Genomic DNA, 21468 nt, shown 5'->3' on the forward strand with positions numbered 1-21468 from the left:
CGGGCGCCTGTCGTGCCACGTACGGGCTGACCGCGAGACCACGTTCGTGGCCGCCGGGCCCGGCCCGGCGGCGGGCCTCCCGGATCCGAGCCTGCGCCGCCCCGGCGAGGCGGGGCAGAGGCTGCGGGCATCGCGGTGGGGGACCAACGGCCCTGTCGCCGCCCACCGGCGGGCGGCGATGCTGACCTCGACGCCCGCCGGATGCCACGGCACGACGGGACCGGCCCGGACATCGGACGGTGGCCGCAGAGCCACGAGACCCACCGTCGCCAAGACGGGACCGGCCGGGACCCGGGGCCGTGACACCGGCGGGCGCCGAACCGCCGAGTGACGACACGGCTCTGGAGGTCACCATGAAGGCGCACGTCGGCGACCGTCTGGTCCTGAAGGGAATCCACCTCGGCGACGCCCGCCGCGTCGGCGTCATCACCGGCCTGCGCCACGAGGACGGCACCCCGCCGTACGAGGTGCGCTGGCTGGACGACGGGCACGTGGCACTGGTCTTCCCCGGCCCGGAGGCGCACGTCGAACCGGCCACGGCGCCCGGGCGCGTGCAGCCGTGACGACCGCCCGCACCGCCCCGAGCCGGCCGGCCGGCCTGAGCTCGGCGGAGGCGGCGCGCCTGCTGCGGGAGCACGGGCCCAACGCCGTCGCGCCGCCGCGGCCCCGGCGGCTGCCCGCCCGCGTCCTGCACCAGCTCACCGACCCGCTCGTGGCGCTGCTGCTGGCCGCCGCCGTGGTGACCACCGTGCTGGGCGACCTGACCGACACCGCGGTCATCGCCCTCGTGGTCACCGTGAACACCGTCATCGGCGTGGTGCAGGAGGTCCGCGCCGACCGGGCCATCGCCGCCCTCGACCGGCTGGCCGCGCCGACGGCGCGGGTGGTGCGCGACGGCGCCGACCTCGTGCTGCCCGCCGCCGGGCTGGTGCCCGGCGACCTGGTGCGGGTGGAGGCCGGCGACGTCGTGCCGGCGGACCTGATCCTGTCCGACGCGTTCCGCGCCCGGTTCGACGAGGCCGCCCTGACCGGCGAGTCCGTGCCGGTGGACCACACCGCCGGCGACGAGGCCCGCGCCGGCACCGTGGTCGTGGTCGGGCGCGCCTCGGGCGTGGTGGTGCGCACGGGCGCGGCCAGCGCACTCGGCCGGATCGCCGCCCTGGTGGCCGGCACCCGGCCGGGCCCCACACCGTTGCAGCGCCGCCTGAGCGCGCTGGGCCGTGGCCTCGGCGTGACCGCCGTCGCCCTGTCGGCGCTGGTGTTCGCCGTCGGCCTGGCGGCCGGGCGCGGCATCGTGGAGATGGCCGTGACGGCCGTCAGCCTGGTGGTGGCGGCGGTGCCGGAGTCGCTGCCCGCGGTGGTCACGCTGGCGCTGGCCCTGGGGGCGCGCCGGATGGCCCAGGCGCGGGCCATTCCGCGCCGGCTGCACGCGGTCGAGACGCTCGGCTCGGTCACCGTCATCGCGTCCGACAAGACGGGCACCCTCACCGAGGGACGCATGTCGGTCCAGCGGGCGGTGACGGCCGACGGCACCCGTTACGACCTCGGCGGCGCCGGCTACGCGCCGGACGGCGAGGTGCGCCGCGACGGGCGGCCTGTGCCGGCCCCGGACGCGCTGCGCGAGCTGGCCCTCGCCGGGCTGCTGTGCAACGACGCCACCCTCACGCCGCCCGGCGAGGACCGCCCGGAGTGGACGCCGGTCGGCGACCCGCTGGAGGCGGCGCTGGTGGCGTTCGCCGGCCGCTGCGGGCTGTCCGCCGCCGCCGGCCGCGCGGCGCACCCCCGCCTCGCCGAGCACCCGTTCGACCAGGCGCACCGCCGCATGACCACGGTGCACGCCCACCCGGACGGCCACCTGGTGGTGTGCAAGGGCGCCCCGGAGAGCGTCCTCACCCCGGCCGTGACCGGGGACGACCCGGCGGCGCGGCGGCTGCGCGCGGCGGCCGCCGACCTCGCCGGGCAGGGCCTGCGCGTACTCGCGGTGGCCGCCGAAGTCGTCGCCGACCGGCCGGACCCGGCCGCGCCGGGCGGGCTGCGGCCCCTCGGGCTGGTCGGCATCGGCGACCCGCTGCGCGCCGGCGCCACGGACACGGCCGCGGGGTTCGCCGACGCCGGCATCCGGCTGCTGCTCATCACCGGCGACCACCCCGCCACGGCCGCCGCCATCGGCGACCGGCTCGGCATCCTCGGCCCGGACGGCGAGGTGGTCACCGGCGCCGGGGCCGCCGGCGAGCACGCCCGCGTCTTCGCCCGCATCCAGCCGGAGCAGAAGCTCGACATCGTCGCGGCCCTGCAGGCCCGCGGCCACGTCGTCGCCATGACCGGCGACGGCGTCAACGACGCGCCCGCGCTGCGCCGCGCCGACATCGGGGTCGCCATGGGCGGCGGGACCGAGGTCGCGCGGCAGGCCGCCGACCTGGTGCTGGTCGACGACAACCTGGCCACCGTCGGGCACGCCGTCCACGAGGGACGCCGGATCTACGACAACATCCGCCGGTTCCTGCGGTACGGGCTGTCAGGCGGCGCGGCCGAGATCCTCGTCATGCTGGCCGGGCCGTTCCTCGGGCTCACCGTGCCGCTGCTGCCCGCGCAGATCCTCTGGGTCAACCTGCTCACGCACGGGCTGCCGGGGGTCGCGCTGGGCGCCGAGCCGGCCGAGCCGGGCGTCATGCGCCGCCCGCCGCGCTCGCCGCAGGAGTCGGTGCTCGGCGACGGCCTGCTCCGGGCGGTCCTGACCGGCGGGCTGGTCATCGCGGCGACGGTGCTCGGCGCGGGCGTGCTGGCCGACCGGTTCGGCTGGCCCTGGCAGTCGGTGGTGTTCGTCGTCCTGGGCCTGGCGCAGCTCGGGGTGGCGCTGGCGGTGCGGGCCCGCCGCGCCCCGGGCACGCGCGGCAACCGCGCCCTGCTCGGCGCCGTCGCCCTGTCGGCGGTGCTGCAGGTCGCCGGGGTGCTGCTGCCGCCGCTGCGCGACCTGCTCGGCACCGACCCGCTGACCGCCGGTCAGCTGGCGGCCTGCGCCGCCGTCTCCGTCCTGCCGGGAGCCGGGCTCCTGCTGTCCCGCCGGTGGGCCGAGCGGCCCGGCCGGCCGCCCGCGCACGATCGTGGAGGTGTGTCATGACGACGACGAAGGGCCTGCCGATCCTGGTCGGCGCCGACGGATCCGAGTGCAGCCTGGAGGCGGTCCGGACGGCGGCCGCGGAGGCGGCGCTGTGGCGCCGCCCGCTGCGCATCGTGCACGCCTTCATCTGGCCGACGGTGCGGGTGGCCGTGCCGCCCGGCGCGATCCGGCCGTCCGTCACGGAGCTGCGGCACGCCGCCGAGTCGGTGCTCGCGGAGGCCGCGGACGAGGCGCACAAGGCGGCGCCGGAGGTGCCCGTCGAGACGGCGGTCGTCGACGGGTCCGCGGTGCCCGTGCTGCTGCACGACAGCTGGGACGCGGACCTGCTCGTGCTGGGCGATCGCGGGCTCGGCGGCTTCGGCAGCCTCGTCCTCGGCTCGGTCGCCGTGCACTGCGTGGCGCACGCGGCCTGCCCGGTGCTCGTCGTGCGCGGCGAGCGGCGCACCGAAGGCCCGGTGGTCGTGGGCGTCGACGGGTCCCCCGCGTCGGCGGCCGCGCTCGAGTGCGCCGCCGCCGAGGCGGAGCGCCGGGGCGCCGAGCTGGTGGTGCTGCACGCCTGGCTGCACCCCGTCTCCGCCGGCCCGGGCGACCCGCTCCCCCTGGTCTACGACCCCTCGATCATCGAGGACGCGGGGCGCGGCATCCTGGTCGAGGCGCTGGCCGGGCTGGCGGAGCGCCGCCCCCGCCTCGATGCCCGCCCGGAGCTCGCCCACGGCGCGCCCGGCCGCCTGCTGGTGGACCGCAGCCGCGCGGCGCAGCTGGTGGTGGTCGGCGCGCACGGCCGGGGCGCGTTCGCCGGGCTGCTCCTCGGCTCGGTCAGCCAGTACGTCATCCACCATGCCGCCTGCCCGGTGATGGTGGCCCGCGGCCCGGCCGGCGGGCGGTGAGCGGCATGGTCACCCCGGCGATCGACAGGGGAACGCGGCACCCGGTCACCCGCTCGGCGGCGCCGCATCCGACCGCTCCCAACGCGACGGCCGCCGCGGTGCTGCGGGCACTCCGCAACCGCGGCGACCGGCGCCTCGCGGCGTATCTCGCCGTCGACGGCGACCCGGACGACGCGCTGACAGGGCGGCCACGGCAGGGCGGGCTGATCGTGGTCGGCGCGCATCTTCCGCCCGGTGCGGACGGCGGCGCCGACCACGAGACGTGCCCGGTGCTCGTCTACGGCCCCGGCCGGCCGGACGGCCCGGGCACCGGGCCGGTGCTGCTCGCCCTGGACGACGACGCCAACGCCGCCGCACTGACGTGGTACGCCTCGGCGGAGGCCGCGCGGCGCGGGAGCGTGCTGCGGGTCGTGCACGTCTGGGCCGAAACCGGCTCCCCGCAGGGGCGCAGGCTGGGCCGGCACGACCGGATCTCCGACGCCGACCGGCTGCTCGCCGGCGTCCTGCACGAGAGCGGGCGCCCGGCCGGCCCGCCGCCGGAGCGGCAGATCGTCCACGACCGCCTGCCGGCGCACGCCCTGGACGAGCTGAGCCGCACGGCGGCCCTGCTGGTCGTCGGCGCGCGCAGCCGGTCGGCGGACCGCCACGGCGACCTCGGCGAGACGGCCGGCGCCCTGCTCGGCCGCACCCGATGCCCCCTGGCGATCCTGCCGGCGCGGGACGACCCCGGCTGACGGGCCCCCGGGTCTTTGTGCCCCCTGACGGGGGCCCGGTGTGCCCTGCCGCCCCGGCGCGATCCGGCGGAGGCTGAAGTCGGACACGAGTACGGGAGGCACCGATGACCACCAATGAGATCGTCGTCGCCACCGACGGCTCCGAGCCGGGCACCGCTGCCGTGGCCTGGGCCGCGCGGGAGGCGCACCGCACGAGCAGCGTGCTGCACGTCGTGCACGCCTACGAGTGGGACTGGCCCGGCGCCCGCTTCGACGGCGCCCGGGAGTTCCAGTCCATGGCCGACGCCGCGGCCGAGCAGGTCCTCGCCGACGCCCTGCTGACCGCCCACGCGGTCGACCCGGGCCTGCCCGTGCGCCACACGGCCGACATCGGCGCCCCGGTGCGGGTGATCCTCGACGCGTCCGCGCGGGCCCGCCTGCTCGTGGTGGGCAGCCGGGGCCGGGGCGGCTTCGCCAGTCTCCTGCTGGGCTCCGTCGGGCACCGCATCGCCGTCCACGCCACCTGCCCGGTCGTGGTCGTCCGCGGCCGCGCCGCGGACGAGGACGGCCCGGTCGTCGTCGGCGCCGACGGCTCGCAGGCCGGAGCCGACGCGGTGGAGCTGGCCTTCGCCGCGGCCGCCTCCCGCGGCGCCGAGCTCGTCGCCGTCCGCGCGTACACGCCGCCGGTCCCGCCCTGGGGCCCCGACATGCCGCCGCTGGTCTACGACCCGGCCGAGCGGGAGGCGGAGGAGCGGGCCGCGCTGGAGGACCAGCTCCGGCCGTGGCGTGGCAAGTACCCGCAGGTGCCCGTCGAGGCGCTGGTCACGAAGCACGACGCGGCGCGCGTGCTGGTCGGCGTCTCGCACACCGCCCGGCTCGTGGTCGTCGGGGACCGCGGTTTCGGCGTCGTCACCGGCACCGTGCTCGGGTCGGTGACCTCTCAGGTCCTGCACCACGCCGACTGCCCGGTGCTCGTCGCCCGCGGCTGACCACCGTGCGCGGGGCGCGCCCCCGCGGACGTGAGGAGGACACCATGACGATCACCGCCCGACGGACGATCGCCGGCTGCCGGGCGCCCGAGCCGGCGGAGGGGGCGGCAGCGCCATGACCGGCTACGACCCGAACCAGCTGCACCAGGCCGCGGCGGCGGGGATCCGCGCGCCGTCCCTGCACAACAGCCAGCCGTGGCTGTTCCGGCTGCACGCCGGGGCGATCGAGGTGCTGCTCGACCCGGCCCGGACCCTGCGGGCGACGGACCCGGACGGCTGGGCGGCACACATCGCCTGCGGCGCCGCCGTCCTCAACGCCCGGCTCGCGCTCGCGGCCGCCGGCGTCCCCGCGGAGACGACCCTGCGCCCGGACCGCACGGAGCCCGGCCTGATGGCCCGGCTGCGGCCCGGCCCGCCACGCCCGGCGACCTACGCCGAGGAGAGCCTCTACGCGGCCGTGCCCCGCCGGCACAGCAACCGGCGCCCGTTCTGGCCCACCCCGGTCCCGGCGGATGCCCGCGCCGCCCTGGCGGCGGCCGCCCGGGCCGAGGGCGCATGGGTGGAGCTGCTCGTCGGCATGACCGCGCTCAGCGGCGTGGTGCAGATCGTCGACGCCGCCGATCGGGTGCTCCGGCGCGACGCCCGCTACCAGGCCGAGCTGTCGGAGTGGGCCCGGACGGACGACGCGCCGGACGGCGTGCCGGTGCGAGCGGCGGGACCCGTCGCCGAACCGCACGACCTGCTCCCCCAGCGCGGATACGGCGGCCGGGTACGCGCGCCGGGCCGCGACTACGAGCCCGAACCCCTGGTGGCGGTCCTCGGCACGGCTGGCGACTCACCGGTCGATCGCCTGGTGGCGGGCCAGGCGCTGCAGCGGTTGCTGCTGACCGCCACCGCGAGCGGCCTGGCCACCTCGATGATCTCGCAGCCGATCGAGGTGCCGGCCACCCGCGAGAAGCTGCGCCTGGCGCTGCGCACCTACGGCGCCCCCCAGATGCTCGTGCGCATCGGCTACGGCCAGCCCGGCAGTCCGACGCCCCGCCGGCCCGTCGACGATGCGCTCGCCGCCCCACCCCGTCCGGAAGGAGAACAGTCATGACCACCAGCTACCTCGTCGTCGTCGGCATCGACGGATCCGACGGCGGCCGCCGCGCTCTCGAGTGGGCGGTGCGCGAGGCCGCCGCCCGTGACGGCGCCGTTCAGGCCGTCATCGCGTGGCACTGGGACGGCGTCGAGATCGGCCCCGTCCTCGCCGTCAGCGCCGCCGACGCCGAGGAGCACGCCCGCCGGGTGGCGCAGAACGACGTGGACGCGCTGCTCCGGCGCTCGGAGGGACTGCCGCCGGTGGCCGTCGAGGCGATCCGGGGCCGCCCGGCCGACGTCCTCAGCCGCGCCGCGCAGTCGGCGAGCCTGCTCGTGCTCGGCAGCCACGGGCACAGCCACCTGCGGCACACCGTGCTGGGCTCGGTCAGCGAGGAGTGCGTCCGCCGCGCCACCTGCCCGGTCGTCGTCATCCCGGTGCCGGCCCCGCAGCCCGTCGACCTGACGACGGAGGCACTGGCGCAGCGGTGACGGCGCGGAGGGGCCGGACCGGACGGGCCCGGCCCCCACGCCGGACGACAGGGAGGCCGTCGTGAACCATGACGAACCCGTGGACACCCGCACGACGGACGGGGCGGCCATCCGGCTGCGTCCGGCGGTCCCGGCGGACCTGCCCGCCGTCCGGCACCTGTACGACCGCGCCTCCACGGCGAACCTGCGGTCCCGTTTCCCGTCCCTGCCGAGCCGTCCCGAGATCGAGGCCGACGCCCGCCGGATCTGCCGCGCCCGTGCCCCCGGGCGGCACACGGTGGTGGCGGACCTGGCCGGCGAGCTGGTCGGTGTCGGGTCCTACGAGCGGTGCGGGTGGCGGCGCGCCGACTTCTCGGTGTTCGTGGACGAGCGCCACCACGGCCGCGGCATCGGGGCCCTGCTGCTCGAGCAGCTCGCCGCCGCCGCGCGCCGTGACGGCGTCGTCGAGCTGACCGGCGACGTGCTCGGCGGCAACAGCGCCATGCTGTCGATGGCCGGCCACCTGCCCCCGGGCGCCCGGACCTCGATCGAGTCGGGGATCGTGACGGTGGAGGTTCCCACCTCGGCGCCGGGGCGGCCGGAACCGTCGGCCGCTCCACCGGCCCGCGCCGTGCCGCGCCGGCGCGGCTGGGTCTCAGGCCGCTGACGACGCCGCTGACGATGCCGACGACGCCGTCGGCGCCGTCGACGCCGCGCCGGGGCGGGCGGGCGCCGGGTCACCCACCAGCAGCACCGGGCAGGCGGCCCGGACCACCAGCGCCTGCCCGAGGCTGCCGGCCCAGTGGTCCCGCTCCGCCCGCACGACGACCAGACCGGCGGTGTGGGTGGCCGCGGACACGACGACCGCGGCGTCGACCGACCGCCGCACCACCAGCTCCACCGGGACGGCCGGGTACCGCTCCGCCCAGCGCTCGACGAGCCGGCGCGGTTCGCCGTCCGGCCCGGCCCCGGCGGGCCCGGCGAACAGCGCCAGCAGCGGCTGATGCCGCCGCTCGGCGGCGCGGAACGCCGCCCGCACGGCGGGTTCGTGATCCCCCGCCCCGGCCAGCGCGACGATCACCCGCGCCGGCGCCGGCGCGGCGGCCGCGCGGCCGACCAGCACGGGCCCCGGGACGTGCGCCACCAGGTCGGCCACGATCCGGTGCGGCGCCCGGCGGCGGGTGTCCTGGCCGAGTACCACCAGGCCGGCGTCGGCGGCCCCGCGACGCAGAGCGGAGGCGGGGCCCAGGACGACACCGGCCTCGACCGGGCCCCCGGGGTGGCGGGCGGCGGCGCGCCGCAGCACGGTCGCCAGCCGCCGCCGGGCGCGCGCGGCCCTCGCCGGATCGGCGCAGCGGTGCACGATCCGGAGGCCGGCCCGGGCCCGGGACGCCTCCTCGATGGCCAGGTCGAGCTGCGGGCACCAGGCCGGTCGCTCGATCGCCACCAGCACGGGGGCAGGGCGCTGACTCATCCGGCACCTCCTCAGGCGCGCGTGGACGCCGCCGCGCCGTCAGGAGCGCGGCGAGGTCCGGGTGTGTCACGTCGTGGCGACGGTCTCCAGGTGGACGGCGCAGACGCCCGGCACCGTGCGTGCCAGCACCGCGATGACCCCGCGTTCCGTCTCGTCCAGGTAGCGGCCGGACACGGTCACGACCCCGGCGTCGACCGCGGCCGCCCAGCGGCGGGCGCCGTCGGCGTAGGCGTCGAGCCGGTGCTGCACCTCGTGGGTGAGCGTCTCGTCGTCGCGCACCATGGCCCGCAGGATGTCGCGCCGGCTGACGATGCCGATGACGTTGCGGTCCTGGATCACCGGGACGCTGCGGACGTCGTTCTCCAGCATGATCTCGGCCACCTCGGCGACGTCGGCCTCCGGCGTGGTCGTCAGGGGGTACGGCGACATCACGTCGGACACCATGCCGGGGCGGTCGCCGCCGTCGGCGTCGGGATGCCGGCGCATGTGGATCGTGGGGTCGGCCGGCACGCGATGCCACAACAGGTCGCTCTCGCCGACCATGCCGACGAGCAGGCCGTCGGCGTCGACCACCGGCAGGGCGGTCACCCGGTGCGCGGTGAGCAGCTCGGCGGCGCTCTCCACCGGGGCGTCCTGCCAGATGACGTGGACCGGACTGCTCATGATGTCCTTCGCCCGCATGACGCACCTCCGTTGCCGCTCGACTGTCTCCTATGGTCGGCGCGCACGGAGGCGCCGGGCAGGGCCGTTGGTCCCGCGTCGGCGGTCCCGCCGGCCCCCGGGGGCCGTCCGGCTCCGGCCCGGCCCCCGTTCGGCCCGGTCCCGCGTGACCGTCGGCCCTACAGCCGCCGGCCCGGCCGCTGGTACCCCGGAGTCAGAAGCGATTCCGCGACCTGGGAGGCCGGCCATGGGCAGGTACGTCTACGACTTCATCGAGGGCAACAAGGACCTCAAGGACCTGCTCGGCGGCAAGGGCGCCAACCTCGCCGAGATGACCCGGATCGGCCTGCCCGTACCGCCCGGCTTCACCATCACCACGGATGCGTGCCGCGCGTACCTGCGCACCGGGTCGGTCCCGGACGGCCTGTTCGCCGAGGTCGAGGAGCACCTGCAGATGGTCGAGGCCCGGATGGGCAAGCGGCTCGGCGACCGGCACGACCCCCTGCTGCTGTCGGTGCGCTCGGGCGGCAAGTACTCCATGCCCGGGATGATGGAGACGATCCTCGACATCGGCCTGACCGACGCGAGCGTCGCGGGGCTCGCCGCGCAGAGCGGCGACGACCGGTTCGCGTGGGACTCGTACCGGCGGCTGATCCAGATGTTCGGCCGCACCGTGTGCGACGTGCCCCCGCGTGACTTCGAGGCCGAGCTGGACGCCGCCAAGGCCGCGGCCGGGGTCATTGCCGACACCGGGCTGGCCGCGGAGCAGCTGCGCCACCTCGTCGAGGCCTACAAGAAGGTCTTCCATGCCCACACGGGCCGCGACTTCCCCCAGTCCCCGCACGAGCAGCTGTTCCTGGCGATCGCCGCGGTGTTCCGGTCGTGGAACTCCGAGCGGGCCCGCGTCTACCGCACCCAGGAGCGCATCCCGCACGAGCTGGGCACCGCCGTCAACGTGATGGCGATGGTGTTCGGCAACCGCGGCGCCGACTCGGGCACCGGGGTGGCGTTCACCCGCGACCCGGCGACGGGGCGGCGCGGGGTGTACGGCGACTACCTGCCCGACGCCCAGGGCGAGGACGTGGTGGCGGGCATCCGCGACACGATGGGCCTCGCCGAGCTGGCCACGCTCAACCGGCCCGCCTACACCCAGCTCATGGCGCACATGGAGAAGCTGGAACAGCACTACCGGGACCTGTGCGACATCGAGTTCACCATCGAGCGCGGCAAGCTGTGGATGCTGCAGACCCGCGTCGGCAAGCGCACCCCGGGCGCCGCGTTCGTCATCGCCGCCCAGCTCGCCGACGAGGGCGTGATCACCCTGGACGAGGCGCTGCGCCGGGTCTCCGGCGACCAGCTGGCGCACCTGATGTTCCCCGCGTTCGACACCGCCGCGGCGCCGCCGCCGCTGGCGTCGGGGCTCGCCGCGTCGCCGGGCGCCGCGGTGGGGCGCATCGTGCTCGACTCCGCCGCCGCGGCCGCCGCGACGGGACCGGTGATCCTGGTCCGCCGGGAGACGAACCCCGACGACCTGCCCGGCATGATCGCCGCCCGCGGGGTGCTGACCAGCCGGGGCGGCAAGACGTCGCACGCCGCCGTCGTCGCCCGCGGCATGGGCAAGCCGTGCGTCTGCGGCGCGTCCGACGTCGTCGTCGGCGAGGACCGGATCACCGTGGGCGACACCGTCCTGCGCGCCGGCGACGTGCTCTCCATCGACGGCACCACCGGCCGGATCTACCCCGGTGAGGTGCCGGTGCGCCCGTCCGAGGTGGTCCGGTACCTGGAGGGTGAGATCGGCGCGGACGACACCCCGGTCGTGGCCGCCGTGCACCGGCTGCTCGCTCACGCCGACGCGGCCCGGCGGCTCGGTGTGCACGCCAACGCGGACACCGGCGCCGACGCCGCCCGGGCCCGCCGGTTCGGCGCCACGGGCATCGGGCTGTGCCGCACCGAGCACATGTTCCTGGGCGACCGGCGCGCCCTGGTCGAGCGGCTGATCCTGGCCGACGGCGACGCCGAGCGCGACGCCGCCCTGGCCGCGCTGCAACCGCTGCAGCGGGCCGACTTCGAGGAGATCCTGGCCGCGATGGACGGTCTGCCGGTGACGATCCGGCTGATCGACCCGCCGCTGCACGAGTTCCTGCCCGCCCTGGAGGAGCTGACCGCCCGGGTGGCGACGGCCGAGGCGCGCGGCGACCAACCCGGCCGCGACGGTGTGCTGCTGGCCGCGGTGCGCCGCCTGCACGAGCAGAACCCGATGCTGGGCCTGCGCGGCGTCCGGCTGGGCCTGGTCGTGCCCGGGCTGTTCGCGATGCAGGTGCGGGCGATCGCCGAGGCGGCCGCCGCGCGGGTGCGCGCCGGCGGCGACCCGCGACCGGAGGTGATGGTGCCGCTGGTCGGCGCCGACGTGGAGCTGCGGACCGTCCGGACCGAGGCGGAGGCGGTGCTCGCCGGGGTCGAGGGCGCTCCCCCGATCCGGATCGGCACCATGATCGAGGTGCCGCGGGCGGCGCTGACGGCCGGCGAGATCGCCCGGGACGCGGAGTTCTTCTCGTTCGGCACCAACGACCTCACGCAGATGACGTGGGGATTCTCCCGCGACGACGTGGAGGCCGCGTTCTTCTCCCGGTACCTGGAGCTGGGCGTCTTCGCCCGGTCGCCGTTCGAGACGCTCGACGTGGACGGGGTCGGGCGCCTGGTGGCGCTGGCCGTCGAGGAGGGCCGGGCGGCCCGGCCGGGGCTGACCGTCGGCGTCTGCGGCGAGCACGGCGGCGACCCGGACTCGATCGGGTTCTTCCACGCCGCCGGGCTGGACTACGTGTCCTGCTCGCCGTTCCGGGTGCCGGTGGCCCGGCTCGAGGCCGGCCGGGCCGCCCTCGACGAGGGGGACGGCTCGGGCGACAGCCGCTGAACGTCCCGATCATCGCTGACCTGCGCCTCTGCCGGGCGGTGCCCGTCCGGCAGAGGCTGGGGCGGAGGACATCGAGGAAGGAGAGAGCCATGCGAGCAGCCGTGGTGCTGAGCTTCGGCCAGCCGCTCGAGATGCGGGAGGTGCACACGCCCCGGCCGCAGCCGGGCGAGGTGCTCGTGCGGATCGAGGCCAGCGGGCTGTGCCACACCGACATCCACGCCGCCCGCGGCGACTGGCCGGTCAAGCCGGTCCCGCCGTTCATCCCCGGCCACGAGGGCGTCGGCATCGTGGAGCAGGTCGGCGGGGGCGTCACCGAACACGCCGTCGGCGACCGGGTCGCCATCCCGTGGCTGGGCCACGCGTGCGGCACCTGCGAGTACTGCATCACCGGGTGGGAGACGCTGTGCGAGGCGCAGCGCAACACCGGCTACAGCGTCGACGGCGGCCACGCCGAGTTCGCCGTCGCCGACGCCCGGTACGTGGTGCGCGTGCCGGCCGGCATCGAACCCGGCGAGGCGGCGCCGCTGACCTGCGCGGGCGTCACCACGTACAAGGCCGTGAAGGTCGCGGGCGTCACGCCCGGCGACCGGGTCGCGATCTTCGGCATCGGCGGCCTGGGGCACCTGGCCCTGCAGTACGCGCAGATCTTCGGCGGCGAGACCGTCGCCGTGGACGTGACCAGGGACAAGCTCGCCCTGGCCGTCGAGCTGGGCGCCGCGCACGTCGTCAACGCGGCCGAGACCGACCCGGTCGCGGCGATCGAGGCGCTCGGCGGCGCGGACGTCGCCGTCGTGCTCGCCGCCGACCCGCGGGTGATCGAGCAGGCCCACGCGAGCCTGCGCCGCGGCGGCCGGCTGGTGCTCGTGTCCCTGCCCCGGGACAACGCGATGGCGCTGCCGATCTTCCAGACGGTGCTCAAGGGCATCTCGGTGATCGGGTCCATCGTGGGCACCCGCGCCGACCTGGCCGAGGTGTTCCGGCTGCACGCCGCCGGGCGCACCACCGTGCTCTACGAGGACCGCAAGCTCGACGACATCAACGACGCGATCGAGGACGTGCTGGCGAGCCGGGTCCCGGCCCGCCTGGTGCTGCGGCCCTGAGGAGGTCACCATGGGCACCCCGTACACCGTCGTCGCCGGAGTGGACGGCTCGGCGGGCGGCCGGCGCGCGCTGCGCTGGGCCGCCGCCGAGGCCCGCGCCCGCGGCGGCGTCGTCCGCGCCGTCATCGCCTGGCAGGCGGGCGGCTACGAGGACGGCAGCCTGCCGCCCACCCCGGCGCAGGCGAAGCGGGCGGCGATCGCCGCGCTCACCAGGGAGATCCGGAACCTGCGCGCCCGGATCGGACCCGCCCAGCCCATCACCGCGGAAGCCGTGCGCGGCCCGGCCGCCGAGGTGCTCACGATGAGCGCGTTCGAGGCGGACGAACTCGTCCTCGGCAGCCACGGCAACGGCGCGCTGCGGCACCCCCTGGCCGGCTCCACCGCCGCGGCGTGCATCCGCAGGGCGCGCTGCCCGGTGGTCGTGATCCCGGCCCGGGAGCTGGCGGCCGCCGGGTGATCGAGGTCCCGGCCGGTCGGGTCTTTGGACCCTGACCGGGCGGGCCGCCGCCCGGAAGGCTGGGGGTGGAACGATCGAGGAGGAGTCATGGCGCAGCACCACACCAGCACCGCCGTCCGGCCCGACCCGTGGCGGGGGTTCCGCGGCGGCGGCTGGCGCGACAGGATCGACGTCGCCGCCTTCGTGCACGACAACGTCCAGCCGTACGCGGGCGACGCCGCCTTCCTCACCGGCCCGACGACGCGCACGATGGACCTGTGGGCGCGGCTGCGCGGCATGTTCGCCGAGGAGCGCCGGCGCGGCGTGTACGACGTCGACGCGCGCACCCCGTCGACCATCACCGCGCACGCGCCGGGGTACATCGACCGGGACCGCGAGCTGATCGTCGGCCTGCAGACCGACGCGCCGCTGCGCCGGGCGATCATGCCCAACGGCGGGCTGCGCATGGTCGAGGCGGGCCTGACGGCGTACGGCTACGCGATGGACCCCGAGGTGCGGCGCATCTTCACGCTGTACCGCAAGACCCACAACGCCGGGGTGTTCGACGCCTATCCCGCCGACGTGCTCGCCGCCCGCCGCTCGCACGTCATCACCGGCCTGCCCGACGCCTACGGCCGCGGCCGCATCATCGGCGACTACCGCCGCGTCGCCCTGTACGGCGTGGACCGGCTGATCGCCGAGCGGCTGGCGATCAAGGCGGGCCTGGACGACGAGCCGTGCACCGACGACGTCATCCGCGACCGGGAGGAGCTGGCCGAGCAGATCCGCGCCCTCGGCGAGCTCAAGGAGATGGCCGCCGCGTACGGCCACGACATCTCCGGCCCGGCCGCCACCGGCCGCGAGGCGGTGCAGTGGCTGTACTTCGCCTACCTCGGCGCCACGAAGGAGCAGAACGGCGCCGCGATGTCGCTGGGCCGCACCTCCACCTTCCTCGACGTGTACCTGCAGCGCGACCTGGCCGAGGGCCGGCTCACCGAGATGGCCGCCCAGGAGCTGATCGACGACCTGGTCATCAAGCTGCGGATCATCCGGTTCCTGCGCACCCCGGAGTACGACGAGCTGTTCTCCGGCGACCCCACCTGGGTCACCGAGGCCATCGGCGGGATGGGCGCCGACGGCCGGCCGCTGGTCACCCGCACCAGCTTCCGGTACCTGCAGACCCTGTACAACCTGGGCCCGGCGCCCGAGCCGAACCTGACCGTGCTCTGGTCGCCGGCGCTGCCCGACGGGTTCAAGCGGTTCTGCGCGCAGGTGTCGCTGGACACCAGCGCCATCCAGTACGAGAACGACGACCTGATCCGCCCCGCCTACTCCGACGACACCGCCATCGCCTGCTGCGTGTCGGCCATGCGCGTCGGCAAGGACATGCAGTACTTCGGCGCCCGCGCCAACCTCGCCAAGGCGCTGCTGTACGCGATCAACGGCGGCCGCGACGAGGTCACCGGCGAGCAGGTCGCCCCGCCGACGGCGCCGATCACCGACGACGTGCTCGACTACGACACCGTCCGCGCCGCGTTCGGCACCACCCTCGACTGGCTGGCCCGCACGTACGTCCGGGCGCTCAACGTCATCCACTACATGCACGACAGGTACGCCTACGAGCGGCTGGAGATGGCGCTGCACGACCACCCGGTGCACCGCTTCCTGGCCACCGGGATCGCCGGGCTCTCGGTGGCCGTCGACAGCCTGTCCGCGATGAAGCACGCCCAGGTCAAGGTGCTGCGCGACGCCACCGGCCTGGCGGTCGACTACACCGTCGACGGCGACTACCCCGCCTTCGGCAACAACGACGACCGGGCCGACGCGATCGCCGTCGAGCTGGTGCGCGACTTCATGGACAGGGTGCGGACGCAGCCGACCTACCGCGGCGCCGAGCCCAGCCTGTCGGTCCTCACGATCACGTCGAACGTGGTCTACGGCAAGCACACCGGCAACACCCCCGACGGGCGGCGCGCCGGCGAGCCGTTCGCCCCGGGCGCCAACCCGATGAACGGCCGCGACACCCACGGACTCGTCGCCGCGGCGCTGTCGGTGGCGAAGCTGCCGTACGACAGCGCCCGCGACGGCATCTCGCTCACCACCACCGTCACCCCCGACGGCCTCGGCCACACCCGCGCCGAGCAGATCGCCGACCTGGCCGGAGTGCTCGACGGCTACACCGACGCCGGCGGCTTCCACCTCAACGTCAACGTGCTCGACCGGGCCACCCTCGAGGACGCCATGGCGCACCCCGAGAAGTACCCGCAGCTGACGATCCGGGTGTCCGGCTACGCGGTGAACTTCGTCCGGCTGACCCGCGAGCAGCAGCGCGACGTCATCAACCGCACCTTCCACGGGACGCTGTGATGGTCGCCGGCGCGGTGCACTCCTGGGACCTGTCCACCGGCGTGGACGGTCCCGGGACCCGGTTCGTGGCGTTCCTCGCCGGGTGCCCGCTGCGCTGCCGGTACTGCCACAGCCCCGACACCTGGTACCAGCGCAACGGCACGCCGACCACCGACGACGAGCTGCTGCTCCAGATCCGCCGGTACGAGCGCTTCATCAAGGTCGCCGGCGGCGGCGTCACCGTCAGCGGCGGCGAGCCGCTGCAGCAGCCCGCGTTCACCGCGGCGGTGCTGCGCGGCGCCAAGGACCTCGGCCTGCACACCGCCCTGGACACCAGCGGCTTCCTCGGCGACCGGGCCACCCCCGAACTGCTCGACGCCACCGACCTGGTGCTGCTCGACCTCAAGAGCTGGGACCCGGCCACGTACCGCCGGGTCACCCGCACCGGCGAGCTCGCCCCGACGCTGCGTTTCGCCCGCCGGCTGGCCGAGCGCGGCATGCCGATGTGGATCCGGTTCGTGCTGGTGCCCGGCCTGACCGACGACCCCGCCGAGGTGGACGGCATGGCGGATTTCCTCGCCGCGCTGCCCACGGTGCAGCGGGTGGAGGTGCTGCCGTTCCACCGCCTCGGCGCCCACAAGTACCGCGAGCTCGGCGTGCCGTTCCTGTGCGCCGACACCGATCCGCCGTCGGCGGACCTGCTGGCGCGGGTGCGGGGCCAGTTCGCCGGCCGGGGCCTCGTCACGACGTGACCGTGGGTCCGGTGGCCCGGGGCGGCGCAGGCCGGCCCCCGCGACAGGGCCGTCGGACCCGGCCCGGCGGCGGCGACATCGGGTCCGGCGGCCCTGCCGGCTGCCGCGCGGCGGCGGCAGGCTGGCAGGAGAGGAGCCCGCCATGTCCAGCACCCAGCGCCTCAGCCTCCGGCCGGCGGCACCGGACACCACCGTCCGGGCCCTGCTCGCCTGCGGCATCGTGTCGTCACTGCTGTACGCGGTGGCCAACGACGCGCTGGCCGTCGCCCGGTACCCGGGCTACGACCCCGTCTCGCAGGTGGTCAGCGAGCTGACCACGACCGGGACCCCGACCCGCGCGCCGCTGCTCGTCGTCGGCCTGGTCTGGGCCGTGCTGCTCGGCGCCTTCGGCGCCGGCGTGTGGCGCGCGGCCCGCGGCCGGCGCGGACTGCGCGTGACCGCCGGGCTCCTCATGGGCTACGCCGCCGTGCAGCCGCTGTGGATCCCGTTCCCCATGAGCCCCCGCGGCGAGATCCCCACCGCGGCCGGGCCGGCCGGCGCCGTGCACGTCGCCCTGGCCGCCGCGACCGTCGCGATCATGTTCACCGCCATGGGGTTCGGCGCCGCGGCGCTCGGCCGCCGGTTCCGGCGCTTCACGGCCGGCGCCGCCGTCGCCGCCCTGGTGTCCGGGGCGTACACCTTCGCGACCGTCCCGAGGTTCCAGGCCGGCGACCCGACGCCGTGGGCCGGCCTCGCCGAGCGGGTCACCATCGCCGCGTGGCTGCTGTGGATCGCCGTGCTCGGCGCCACGCTGCTGCGCGAGCGCACGACCGAGAGGGAGGAGACGGGCTCATGAGCGTGCGTGTGGACGTTCCGCCCGGCATGGTCCACGGTGACGTGGACGAGGGTTACGGGCCGGTGGCCGACGCGTTCCGCCGCAACTTCGCCGAGCGGGACGAGGTGGGCGCCGCCTGCGCGGTGTACCGGCACGGGCGCAAGGTCGTCGACCTGTGGGGCGGCTACCGCGACGGCGGGCGCGGCCTGCCGTGGGAGGCCGACACCGTGGTCGTCATGTACTCCACCACCAAAGGGGTCGCGTCACTGGCGGTCGCGCTCGCGCACGCCCGCGGCCTGTTCGGGTGGGACACCCCGGTCGCCGACTACTGGCCGGAGTTCGCCTGGCGCGGCAAGGAGCGGATCACCGTGCGGCAGCTGCTGGCGCACCAGGCCGGCCTGCCCGTGCTCGACGTCGGGCTGACGGTCGCCGACCTGGCCGACCCGGATCTGGTGGCGGCCGCGCTGGCGCTGCAGCGGCCGCTGTGGGAGCCGGGCACCCGGCACGGCTACCACGCGATCACCCTGGGCTGGTACGAGAGCGAGCTGCTGCGCCGCACCGACCCGCTGCGCCGGTCGCTCGGCCGGTTCTTCGCCGACGAGATCGCCCGGCCGCTGGGGCTGGACTTCTGCATCGGCGTGACGGACGACGAGGTGCTGCGCCGCCGGGCGACGATACACGGCGGGCGCACCGGCCTGCAGATGCTGCTGCACCTGCGCGACTTCGGCCCGCGAACGCTCGCCGCCATGCTCAAGCCGGGCAGCGCCACCCGGTTGTCGGTGAGCAACCCGCCGGAACTCACGTCGGACACCGCGCTCAACACGCCCGAGCTGTTGCGGGTCGAGATTCCCGCGGGCAACGGCATCGGCCGGCCGAGTGCGGTGGCGGCCGCCTACGACGCCGCCCTCACCGGCGCGCTGGGGCTGACCCCGGCGACGCTCGAGGCGCTGGTCCGGCCCGCCGAGGTCCCGGCCGGTGGCGACGAGGACGTGCTGCTGAAGGTTCCGGCCCGGTTCTCGCTCGGCTACCTCAAGCCGACACCCGCGGTGCCCTTCGGCAGCGCGTCGGACACCGCCTTCGGCACCCCGGGCAGCGGTGGCTCGTTCGGGCTGGCCGACCCCGACACCGGGATCGGGTACTGCTACGCGCCGAACCGGCTCGGGTTCGGGCTGCTCGACGAGCGCGAGATCGCCGTGCGGCAGGCGCTCTTCCACGACGTGCTGGGTGAGCGGCCGCAGGCGGCCCGCCACTGAGGCCCGCCGCCCGCGGCCGATCGGTCACCGGCCCGGGTGGCTCCCGTCGCCGTACAGCTCGGCGATGCGGCGGCGGGCGGCCTGGAGCCGGTCGACCATGACGGCCATGAACCGGCGATCCAGCTCGCGGGCCAGCTCGGCGTCGTCGTCGAGCAGCCGGCGCACCCCGGCGGCCTCGAACTCGATCGCATGGACAGGTTCGGCGGCGACGGCGCCGAAATGCCACCGGTACGGCGGGAACAGCCACGACCAGCCGAGCACGCCGCCGGCGCCGATCGACTCGATGACGATGTCGCCGCGGCCGGGCACGGTGATGTCGAGCGCGACGCGGCCGGACTGGAGCAGCCAGAACCGCTCCGCGGGACGGCCCTCGTGGAAGAACCGGTGCGTCGGCGGGCGGTACGCGGGGCGGCTGAACGACGACAGCCGCCCGAGCCAGGTGACCGGCAGGCCCGCGAGGAACGGGTGCTCGGTGAGCAGGTCGAGCGTGGTGGGGGGCATGGCACACCTCTCACGGGTGAGGCGGGACCCGGCCGCGGCCGGGTCCCGCTCGGACGGCTCGGTCGGCGGCCGCCGGGGCTGTCACGACGTGAGTCGCGCCGACCGGTGGGTGACCTGCTCGATGTCGCCCGCGGCCGCGTCGAGCAGCCGGTGGGCGAGGTCGGACAGGGCGCGGGCGGCGGCGATCTCGTCGCCGATCTCGGGCACCTCCGGATCGAACGGGTTGCGCCGGGCGGTGCCGGCACCCGTCAGCCGGGTGGGCGCATCGGTGTGCAGTCGGGCCTCGGCGCGGGTGAAGCGCTGGTCCTCGTGCTCGCCGATGAGGATCTCGACGGTCCAGGTACGGGTGTGGATCATGACGGCTCTCCTCCTCGGACGGTCGCGGACGCGGCGCGGCGGGCGGCGTCCGCGGCGGCGGTGGCCAGCGCGGCCCGCATGATGTGGCCGACGAACGGCCGGATGACCAGCCAGTAGCGGGAGATCGCCTGCCGGGACTGCGGGTCGGTGCCGGTGACGCGGCAGTCGAACGACAGCACGCTGCGCCCCGCGCCGTACGGCCGGACCGAGAAGTTGCACGCGATCTTGCCGTTGCCGGGTTCGGCGAACGTGGCGAAGGCGGCCGGGTCGACGTCGCGCCAGCGGATCTCACCGCGCCAGAAGACCCCGACGGCGCCGAAGGCGATCTCCCGGCCGGGCACCTGCCCCAGCAGCGACCAGCCGGGCAGGCCGGCCCCGGGGCCCCCGGTCAGCCGGATCTGCGCCGGCGCCGGCTCGAGCCGCCCGCGCAGCCGGGCGGGCAGGGTGCGGACGAAGAACGCCGCATCCAGCAGCGGGGTGTGCACGGCGGCGAAGTCGAGTTCGCGGGCGGCGTCGTAGGCCGACTCCGGGTCGGCGTCGACGATGCGGTGCTCGGCGATCGCGATGTCGCAGACCGGCATCACCTGTTCGATGATCATCGGCTCGTTGGTCATGGCTCTCTCCCCTCGGATCCATTGCAGCGCGGCAGGACCGGGACGGTCAGAGGCGATGGACCCCCACCTGCGGACCACCCGGCCGGGCCGCGGCTCACAGGGCGGTGTAGCCGCCGTCACTGAGCAGGTAGGACCCGGTCGTGTTCGAGGCCCGGTCGGAGGCCAGGAACGCCACCAGCTCCGCCACCTCGGCGGCCCGGCCGAGCCGGCCGATCGGGTGCAGCGCGCCGATGCCGGCCAGGATCTGCGGGTCCGCGGCGGCCAGCAGCGGGGTGTCGATGAACCCCGGGCCGACGCTGTTGACCCGGATGCCGCGCTGGGCGTACTCGACCGCCGCCGTCTTGGTCATGCCGACGACGCCGTGCTTCGCGGCGACGTACGCGACCGACTGGGCGAACCCGACCGTGCCGAGGATCGACGCCATGTTCACGATCGAGCCGCCGCCGGACTCCAGCATGGCCGGCAGCTCGGCGCGCATGCAGTAGAAGACGCCGCTGAGGTTGACCGCGATGACGCTCGCCCAGCCGTCCAGCGGGTAGTCGCCGGTCGGCTGCTGCGGCCCGCCGATACCGGCGTTGTTGACGGCCACGTCGAGCCGGCCGAACGCCTCCACGGCCGCCCGCACCATGGCCTCGCACGCCTGCGGGTCCGCCACGTCCACCTCGAAGGCCCGCGCCGCGCCGCCGATGTCACCCGCGACCCGCTCCGCGCCCCCGAGGTCGCGGTCGGCGACGAGCACGTGGGCGCCGCGCGCGGCCAGCAGGCGGGCGCACGCCTCCCCGATGCCGGAGCCGCCGCCGGTCACCACCGCGACCTTGCCCGAGAAGTCCTGATCCACGGCTCTCCCCTTCCTCACCGGTGCCTCACCTCAGCGTCGGCCCGGCCGCGACGCCGCGATACGGCCGGAGTCCCCCGGCGGACGAGCCGTTCGGCCCTGCGCCCGGGCGCGTCGCAGGCCGACGATGACGGATGGAGGTACCACGACGGGAGGG

At 76.1% G+C, this 21468-nt stretch carries 21 protein-coding genes; 15 read left to right on the forward strand and 6 right to left on the reverse strand.

Features of this window, described 5'->3' with window-relative positions:
- Positions 1-353 precede the first annotated feature (353 nt).
- The 8 genes from Sya03_RS30035 to Sya03_RS30070 all read left to right on the forward strand — a co-directional run bounded on the left by Sya03_RS30035 (position 354) and on the right by Sya03_RS30070 (position 7925).
- Positions 354-563, forward strand: coding sequence for a DUF1918 domain-containing protein (locus Sya03_RS30035; RefSeq protein WP_203941832.1), 210 nt, complete (start codon positions 354-356; stop codon positions 561-563).
- Positions 560-3118 carry a cation-translocating P-type ATPase gene (locus tag Sya03_RS30040; protein WP_203941833.1) on the forward strand — a complete coding sequence of 853 codons (2559 nt, stop codon included), beginning with the start codon at positions 560-562 and terminating at the stop codon, positions 3116-3118. The genes Sya03_RS30035 and Sya03_RS30040 overlap by 4 nt, the downstream gene beginning before the upstream one ends.
- Positions 3115-4005, forward strand: a complete 891-nt coding sequence (locus tag Sya03_RS30045) for a universal stress protein (RefSeq protein WP_203941834.1) — start codon at positions 3115-3117, stop codon at positions 4003-4005. Before Sya03_RS30040 ends, Sya03_RS30045 begins: the two co-directional genes overlap by 4 nt.
- Before the next feature lie 5 nt (positions 4006-4010).
- Positions 4011-4739 (forward strand): universal stress protein, encoded by a 729-nt coding sequence (locus Sya03_RS30050; protein ID WP_203941835.1) that lies wholly within the window; start codon positions 4011-4013, stop codon positions 4737-4739.
- A 104-nt stretch (positions 4740-4843) separates the two neighbouring features.
- A complete protein-coding gene (locus Sya03_RS30055) occupies positions 4844-5707 on the forward strand; it encodes a universal stress protein (RefSeq protein ID WP_203941836.1) in 864 nt (287 codons plus the stop codon).
- 115 nt (positions 5708-5822) lie between these two features.
- Complete coding sequence (locus tag Sya03_RS30060) at positions 5823-6806, forward strand: Acg family FMN-binding oxidoreductase (RefSeq protein ID WP_203941837.1); 984 nt, start codon at positions 5823-5825, stop codon at positions 6804-6806.
- Entirely contained in the window at positions 6803-7279 is a 477-nt protein-coding gene (locus Sya03_RS30065; RefSeq protein WP_203941838.1) for a universal stress protein, read from the forward strand. Before Sya03_RS30060 ends, Sya03_RS30065 begins: the two co-directional genes overlap by 4 nt.
- Before the next feature lie 61 nt (positions 7280-7340).
- Entirely contained in the window at positions 7341-7925 is a 585-nt protein-coding gene (locus tag Sya03_RS30070) for a GNAT family N-acetyltransferase (RefSeq protein WP_203941839.1), read from the forward strand.
- Here the strand turns inward: Sya03_RS30070 and Sya03_RS30075 are convergent.
- Both Sya03_RS30075 and Sya03_RS30080 read right to left on the reverse strand, forming a co-directional pair.
- Positions 7914-8732: a hypothetical protein gene (locus Sya03_RS30075; RefSeq protein WP_203941840.1), complete on the reverse strand. Its 819-nt coding sequence runs from the start codon at positions 8730-8732 to the stop codon at positions 7914-7916. The two genes, Sya03_RS30070 and Sya03_RS30075, sit on opposite strands and share 12 nt — an antisense overlap.
- Before the next feature lie 66 nt (positions 8733-8798).
- The gene (locus Sya03_RS30080; protein ID WP_239107962.1) at positions 8799-9395 is read right to left on the reverse strand and encodes a CBS domain-containing protein; all 597 of its coding nucleotides are present in this window, start codon (positions 9393-9395) and stop codon (positions 8799-8801) included.
- 244 nt (positions 9396-9639) lie between these two features.
- Here Sya03_RS30080 and ppdK point away from each other — a divergent pair, with 244 nt between their 5' ends.
- The 7 genes from ppdK to Sya03_RS30115 all read left to right on the forward strand — a co-directional run bounded on the left by ppdK (position 9640) and on the right by Sya03_RS30115 (position 19004).
- Positions 9640-12303: a pyruvate, phosphate dikinase gene (ppdK, locus tag Sya03_RS30085; protein ID WP_203941842.1), complete on the forward strand. Its 2664-nt coding sequence runs from the start codon at positions 9640-9642 to the stop codon at positions 12301-12303.
- Between the two features lie 89 nt (positions 12304-12392).
- A complete protein-coding gene (adhP, locus tag Sya03_RS30090) occupies positions 12393-13403 on the forward strand; it encodes an alcohol dehydrogenase AdhP (RefSeq protein WP_203941843.1) in 1011 nt (336 codons plus the stop codon).
- A gap of 10 nt (positions 13404-13413) precedes the next feature.
- Complete coding sequence (locus Sya03_RS30095; protein ID WP_203941844.1) at positions 13414-13860, forward strand: universal stress protein; 447 nt, start codon at positions 13414-13416, stop codon at positions 13858-13860.
- 87 nt (positions 13861-13947) lie between these two features.
- Complete coding sequence (gene pflB, locus Sya03_RS30100) at positions 13948-16206, forward strand: formate C-acetyltransferase (protein ID WP_203941845.1); 2259 nt, start codon at positions 13948-13950, stop codon at positions 16204-16206.
- Complete coding sequence (pflA, locus tag Sya03_RS30105) at positions 16206-16937, forward strand: pyruvate formate-lyase-activating protein (protein WP_203941846.1); 732 nt, start codon at positions 16206-16208, stop codon at positions 16935-16937. Before pflB ends, pflA begins: the two co-directional genes overlap by 1 nt.
- 142 nt (positions 16938-17079) lie before the next feature.
- Positions 17080-17772 (forward strand): DUF998 domain-containing protein, encoded by a 693-nt coding sequence (locus tag Sya03_RS30110; RefSeq protein ID WP_203941847.1) that lies wholly within the window; start codon positions 17080-17082, stop codon positions 17770-17772.
- Entirely contained in the window at positions 17769-19004 is a 1236-nt protein-coding gene (locus Sya03_RS30115) for a serine hydrolase domain-containing protein (protein WP_203941848.1), read from the forward strand. The genes Sya03_RS30110 and Sya03_RS30115 overlap by 4 nt, the downstream gene beginning before the upstream one ends.
- A 24-nt stretch (positions 19005-19028) precedes the next feature.
- Here the strand turns inward: Sya03_RS30115 and Sya03_RS30120 are convergent, their stop codons facing one another.
- The 4 genes from Sya03_RS30120 to Sya03_RS30135 all read right to left on the reverse strand — a co-directional run bounded on the left by Sya03_RS30120 (position 19029) and on the right by Sya03_RS30135 (position 21314).
- A complete protein-coding gene (locus tag Sya03_RS30120) occupies positions 19029-19505 on the reverse strand; it encodes a Crp/Fnr family transcriptional regulator (protein ID WP_203941849.1) in 477 nt (158 codons plus the stop codon).
- 81 nt (positions 19506-19586) lie between these two features.
- Positions 19587-19862 (reverse strand): DUF1876 domain-containing protein, encoded by a 276-nt coding sequence (locus Sya03_RS30125; RefSeq protein ID WP_203941850.1) that lies wholly within the window; start codon positions 19860-19862, stop codon positions 19587-19589.
- A complete protein-coding gene (locus tag Sya03_RS30130) occupies positions 19859-20476 on the reverse strand; it encodes a hypothetical protein (RefSeq protein WP_203941851.1) in 618 nt (205 codons plus the stop codon). Before Sya03_RS30130 ends, Sya03_RS30125 begins: the two co-directional genes overlap by 4 nt.
- Before the next feature lie 94 nt (positions 20477-20570).
- Positions 20571-21314 (reverse strand): SDR family NAD(P)-dependent oxidoreductase, encoded by a 744-nt coding sequence (locus Sya03_RS30135; RefSeq protein ID WP_203941852.1) that lies wholly within the window; start codon positions 21312-21314, stop codon positions 20571-20573.
- Positions 21315-21468: the final 154 nt, after the last annotated feature.

It is taken from the genome of Spirilliplanes yamanashiensis, assembly GCF_016863475.1.
Lineage (GTDB): Bacteria > Actinomycetota > Actinomycetes > Mycobacteriales > Micromonosporaceae > Spirilliplanes > Spirilliplanes yamanashiensis.

Bases quoted from the DNA above. Each gene is read 5' to 3' on its own strand.
- Sya03_RS30035 (WP_203941832.1), top strand. From the start codon at position 354: ATGAAGGCGCACGTCGGCGACCGTCTGGTCCTGAAGGGAATCCACCTC.
- Sya03_RS30045 (WP_203941834.1), top strand. From the start codon at position 3,115: ATGACGACGACGAAGGGCCTGCCGATCCTGGTCGGCGCCGACGGATCC.
- Sya03_RS30050 (WP_203941835.1), top strand. From the start codon at position 4,011: ATGGTCACCCCGGCGATCGACAGGGGAACGCGGCACCCGGTCACCCGC.
- Sya03_RS30055 (WP_203941836.1), top strand. From the start codon at position 4,844: ATGACCACCAATGAGATCGTCGTCGCCACCGACGGCTCCGAGCCGGGC.
- Sya03_RS30060 (WP_203941837.1), top strand. From the start codon at position 5,823: ATGACCGGCTACGACCCGAACCAGCTGCACCAGGCCGCGGCGGCGGGG.
- Sya03_RS30065 (WP_203941838.1), top strand. From the start codon at position 6,803: ATGACCACCAGCTACCTCGTCGTCGTCGGCATCGACGGATCCGACGGC.
- Sya03_RS30075 (WP_203941840.1), bottom strand. From the start codon at position 8,732: ATGAGTCAGCGCCCTGCCCCCGTGCTGGTGGCGATCGAGCGACCGGCC.
- Sya03_RS30080 (WP_239107962.1), bottom strand. From the start codon at position 9,395: ATGAGCAGTCCGGTCCACGTCATCTGGCAGGACGCCCCGGTGGAGAGC.
- ppdK (WP_203941842.1), top strand. From the start codon at position 9,640: ATGGGCAGGTACGTCTACGACTTCATCGAGGGCAACAAGGACCTCAAG.
- adhP (WP_203941843.1), top strand. From the start codon at position 12,393: ATGCGAGCAGCCGTGGTGCTGAGCTTCGGCCAGCCGCTCGAGATGCGG.
- Sya03_RS30095 (WP_203941844.1), top strand. From the start codon at position 13,414: ATGGGCACCCCGTACACCGTCGTCGCCGGAGTGGACGGCTCGGCGGGC.
- pflB (WP_203941845.1), top strand. From the start codon at position 13,948: ATGGCGCAGCACCACACCAGCACCGCCGTCCGGCCCGACCCGTGGCGG.
- pflA (WP_203941846.1), top strand. From the start codon at position 16,206: ATGGTCGCCGGCGCGGTGCACTCCTGGGACCTGTCCACCGGCGTGGAC.
- Sya03_RS30110 (WP_203941847.1), top strand. From the start codon at position 17,080: ATGTCCAGCACCCAGCGCCTCAGCCTCCGGCCGGCGGCACCGGACACC.
- Sya03_RS30115 (WP_203941848.1), top strand. From the start codon at position 17,769: ATGAGCGTGCGTGTGGACGTTCCGCCCGGCATGGTCCACGGTGACGTG.
- Sya03_RS30120 (WP_203941849.1), bottom strand. From the start codon at position 19,505: ATGCCCCCCACCACGCTCGACCTGCTCACCGAGCACCCGTTCCTCGCG.
- Sya03_RS30125 (WP_203941850.1), bottom strand. From the start codon at position 19,862: ATGATCCACACCCGTACCTGGACCGTCGAGATCCTCATCGGCGAGCAC.
- Sya03_RS30130 (WP_203941851.1), bottom strand. From the start codon at position 20,476: ATGACCAACGAGCCGATGATCATCGAACAGGTGATGCCGGTCTGCGAC.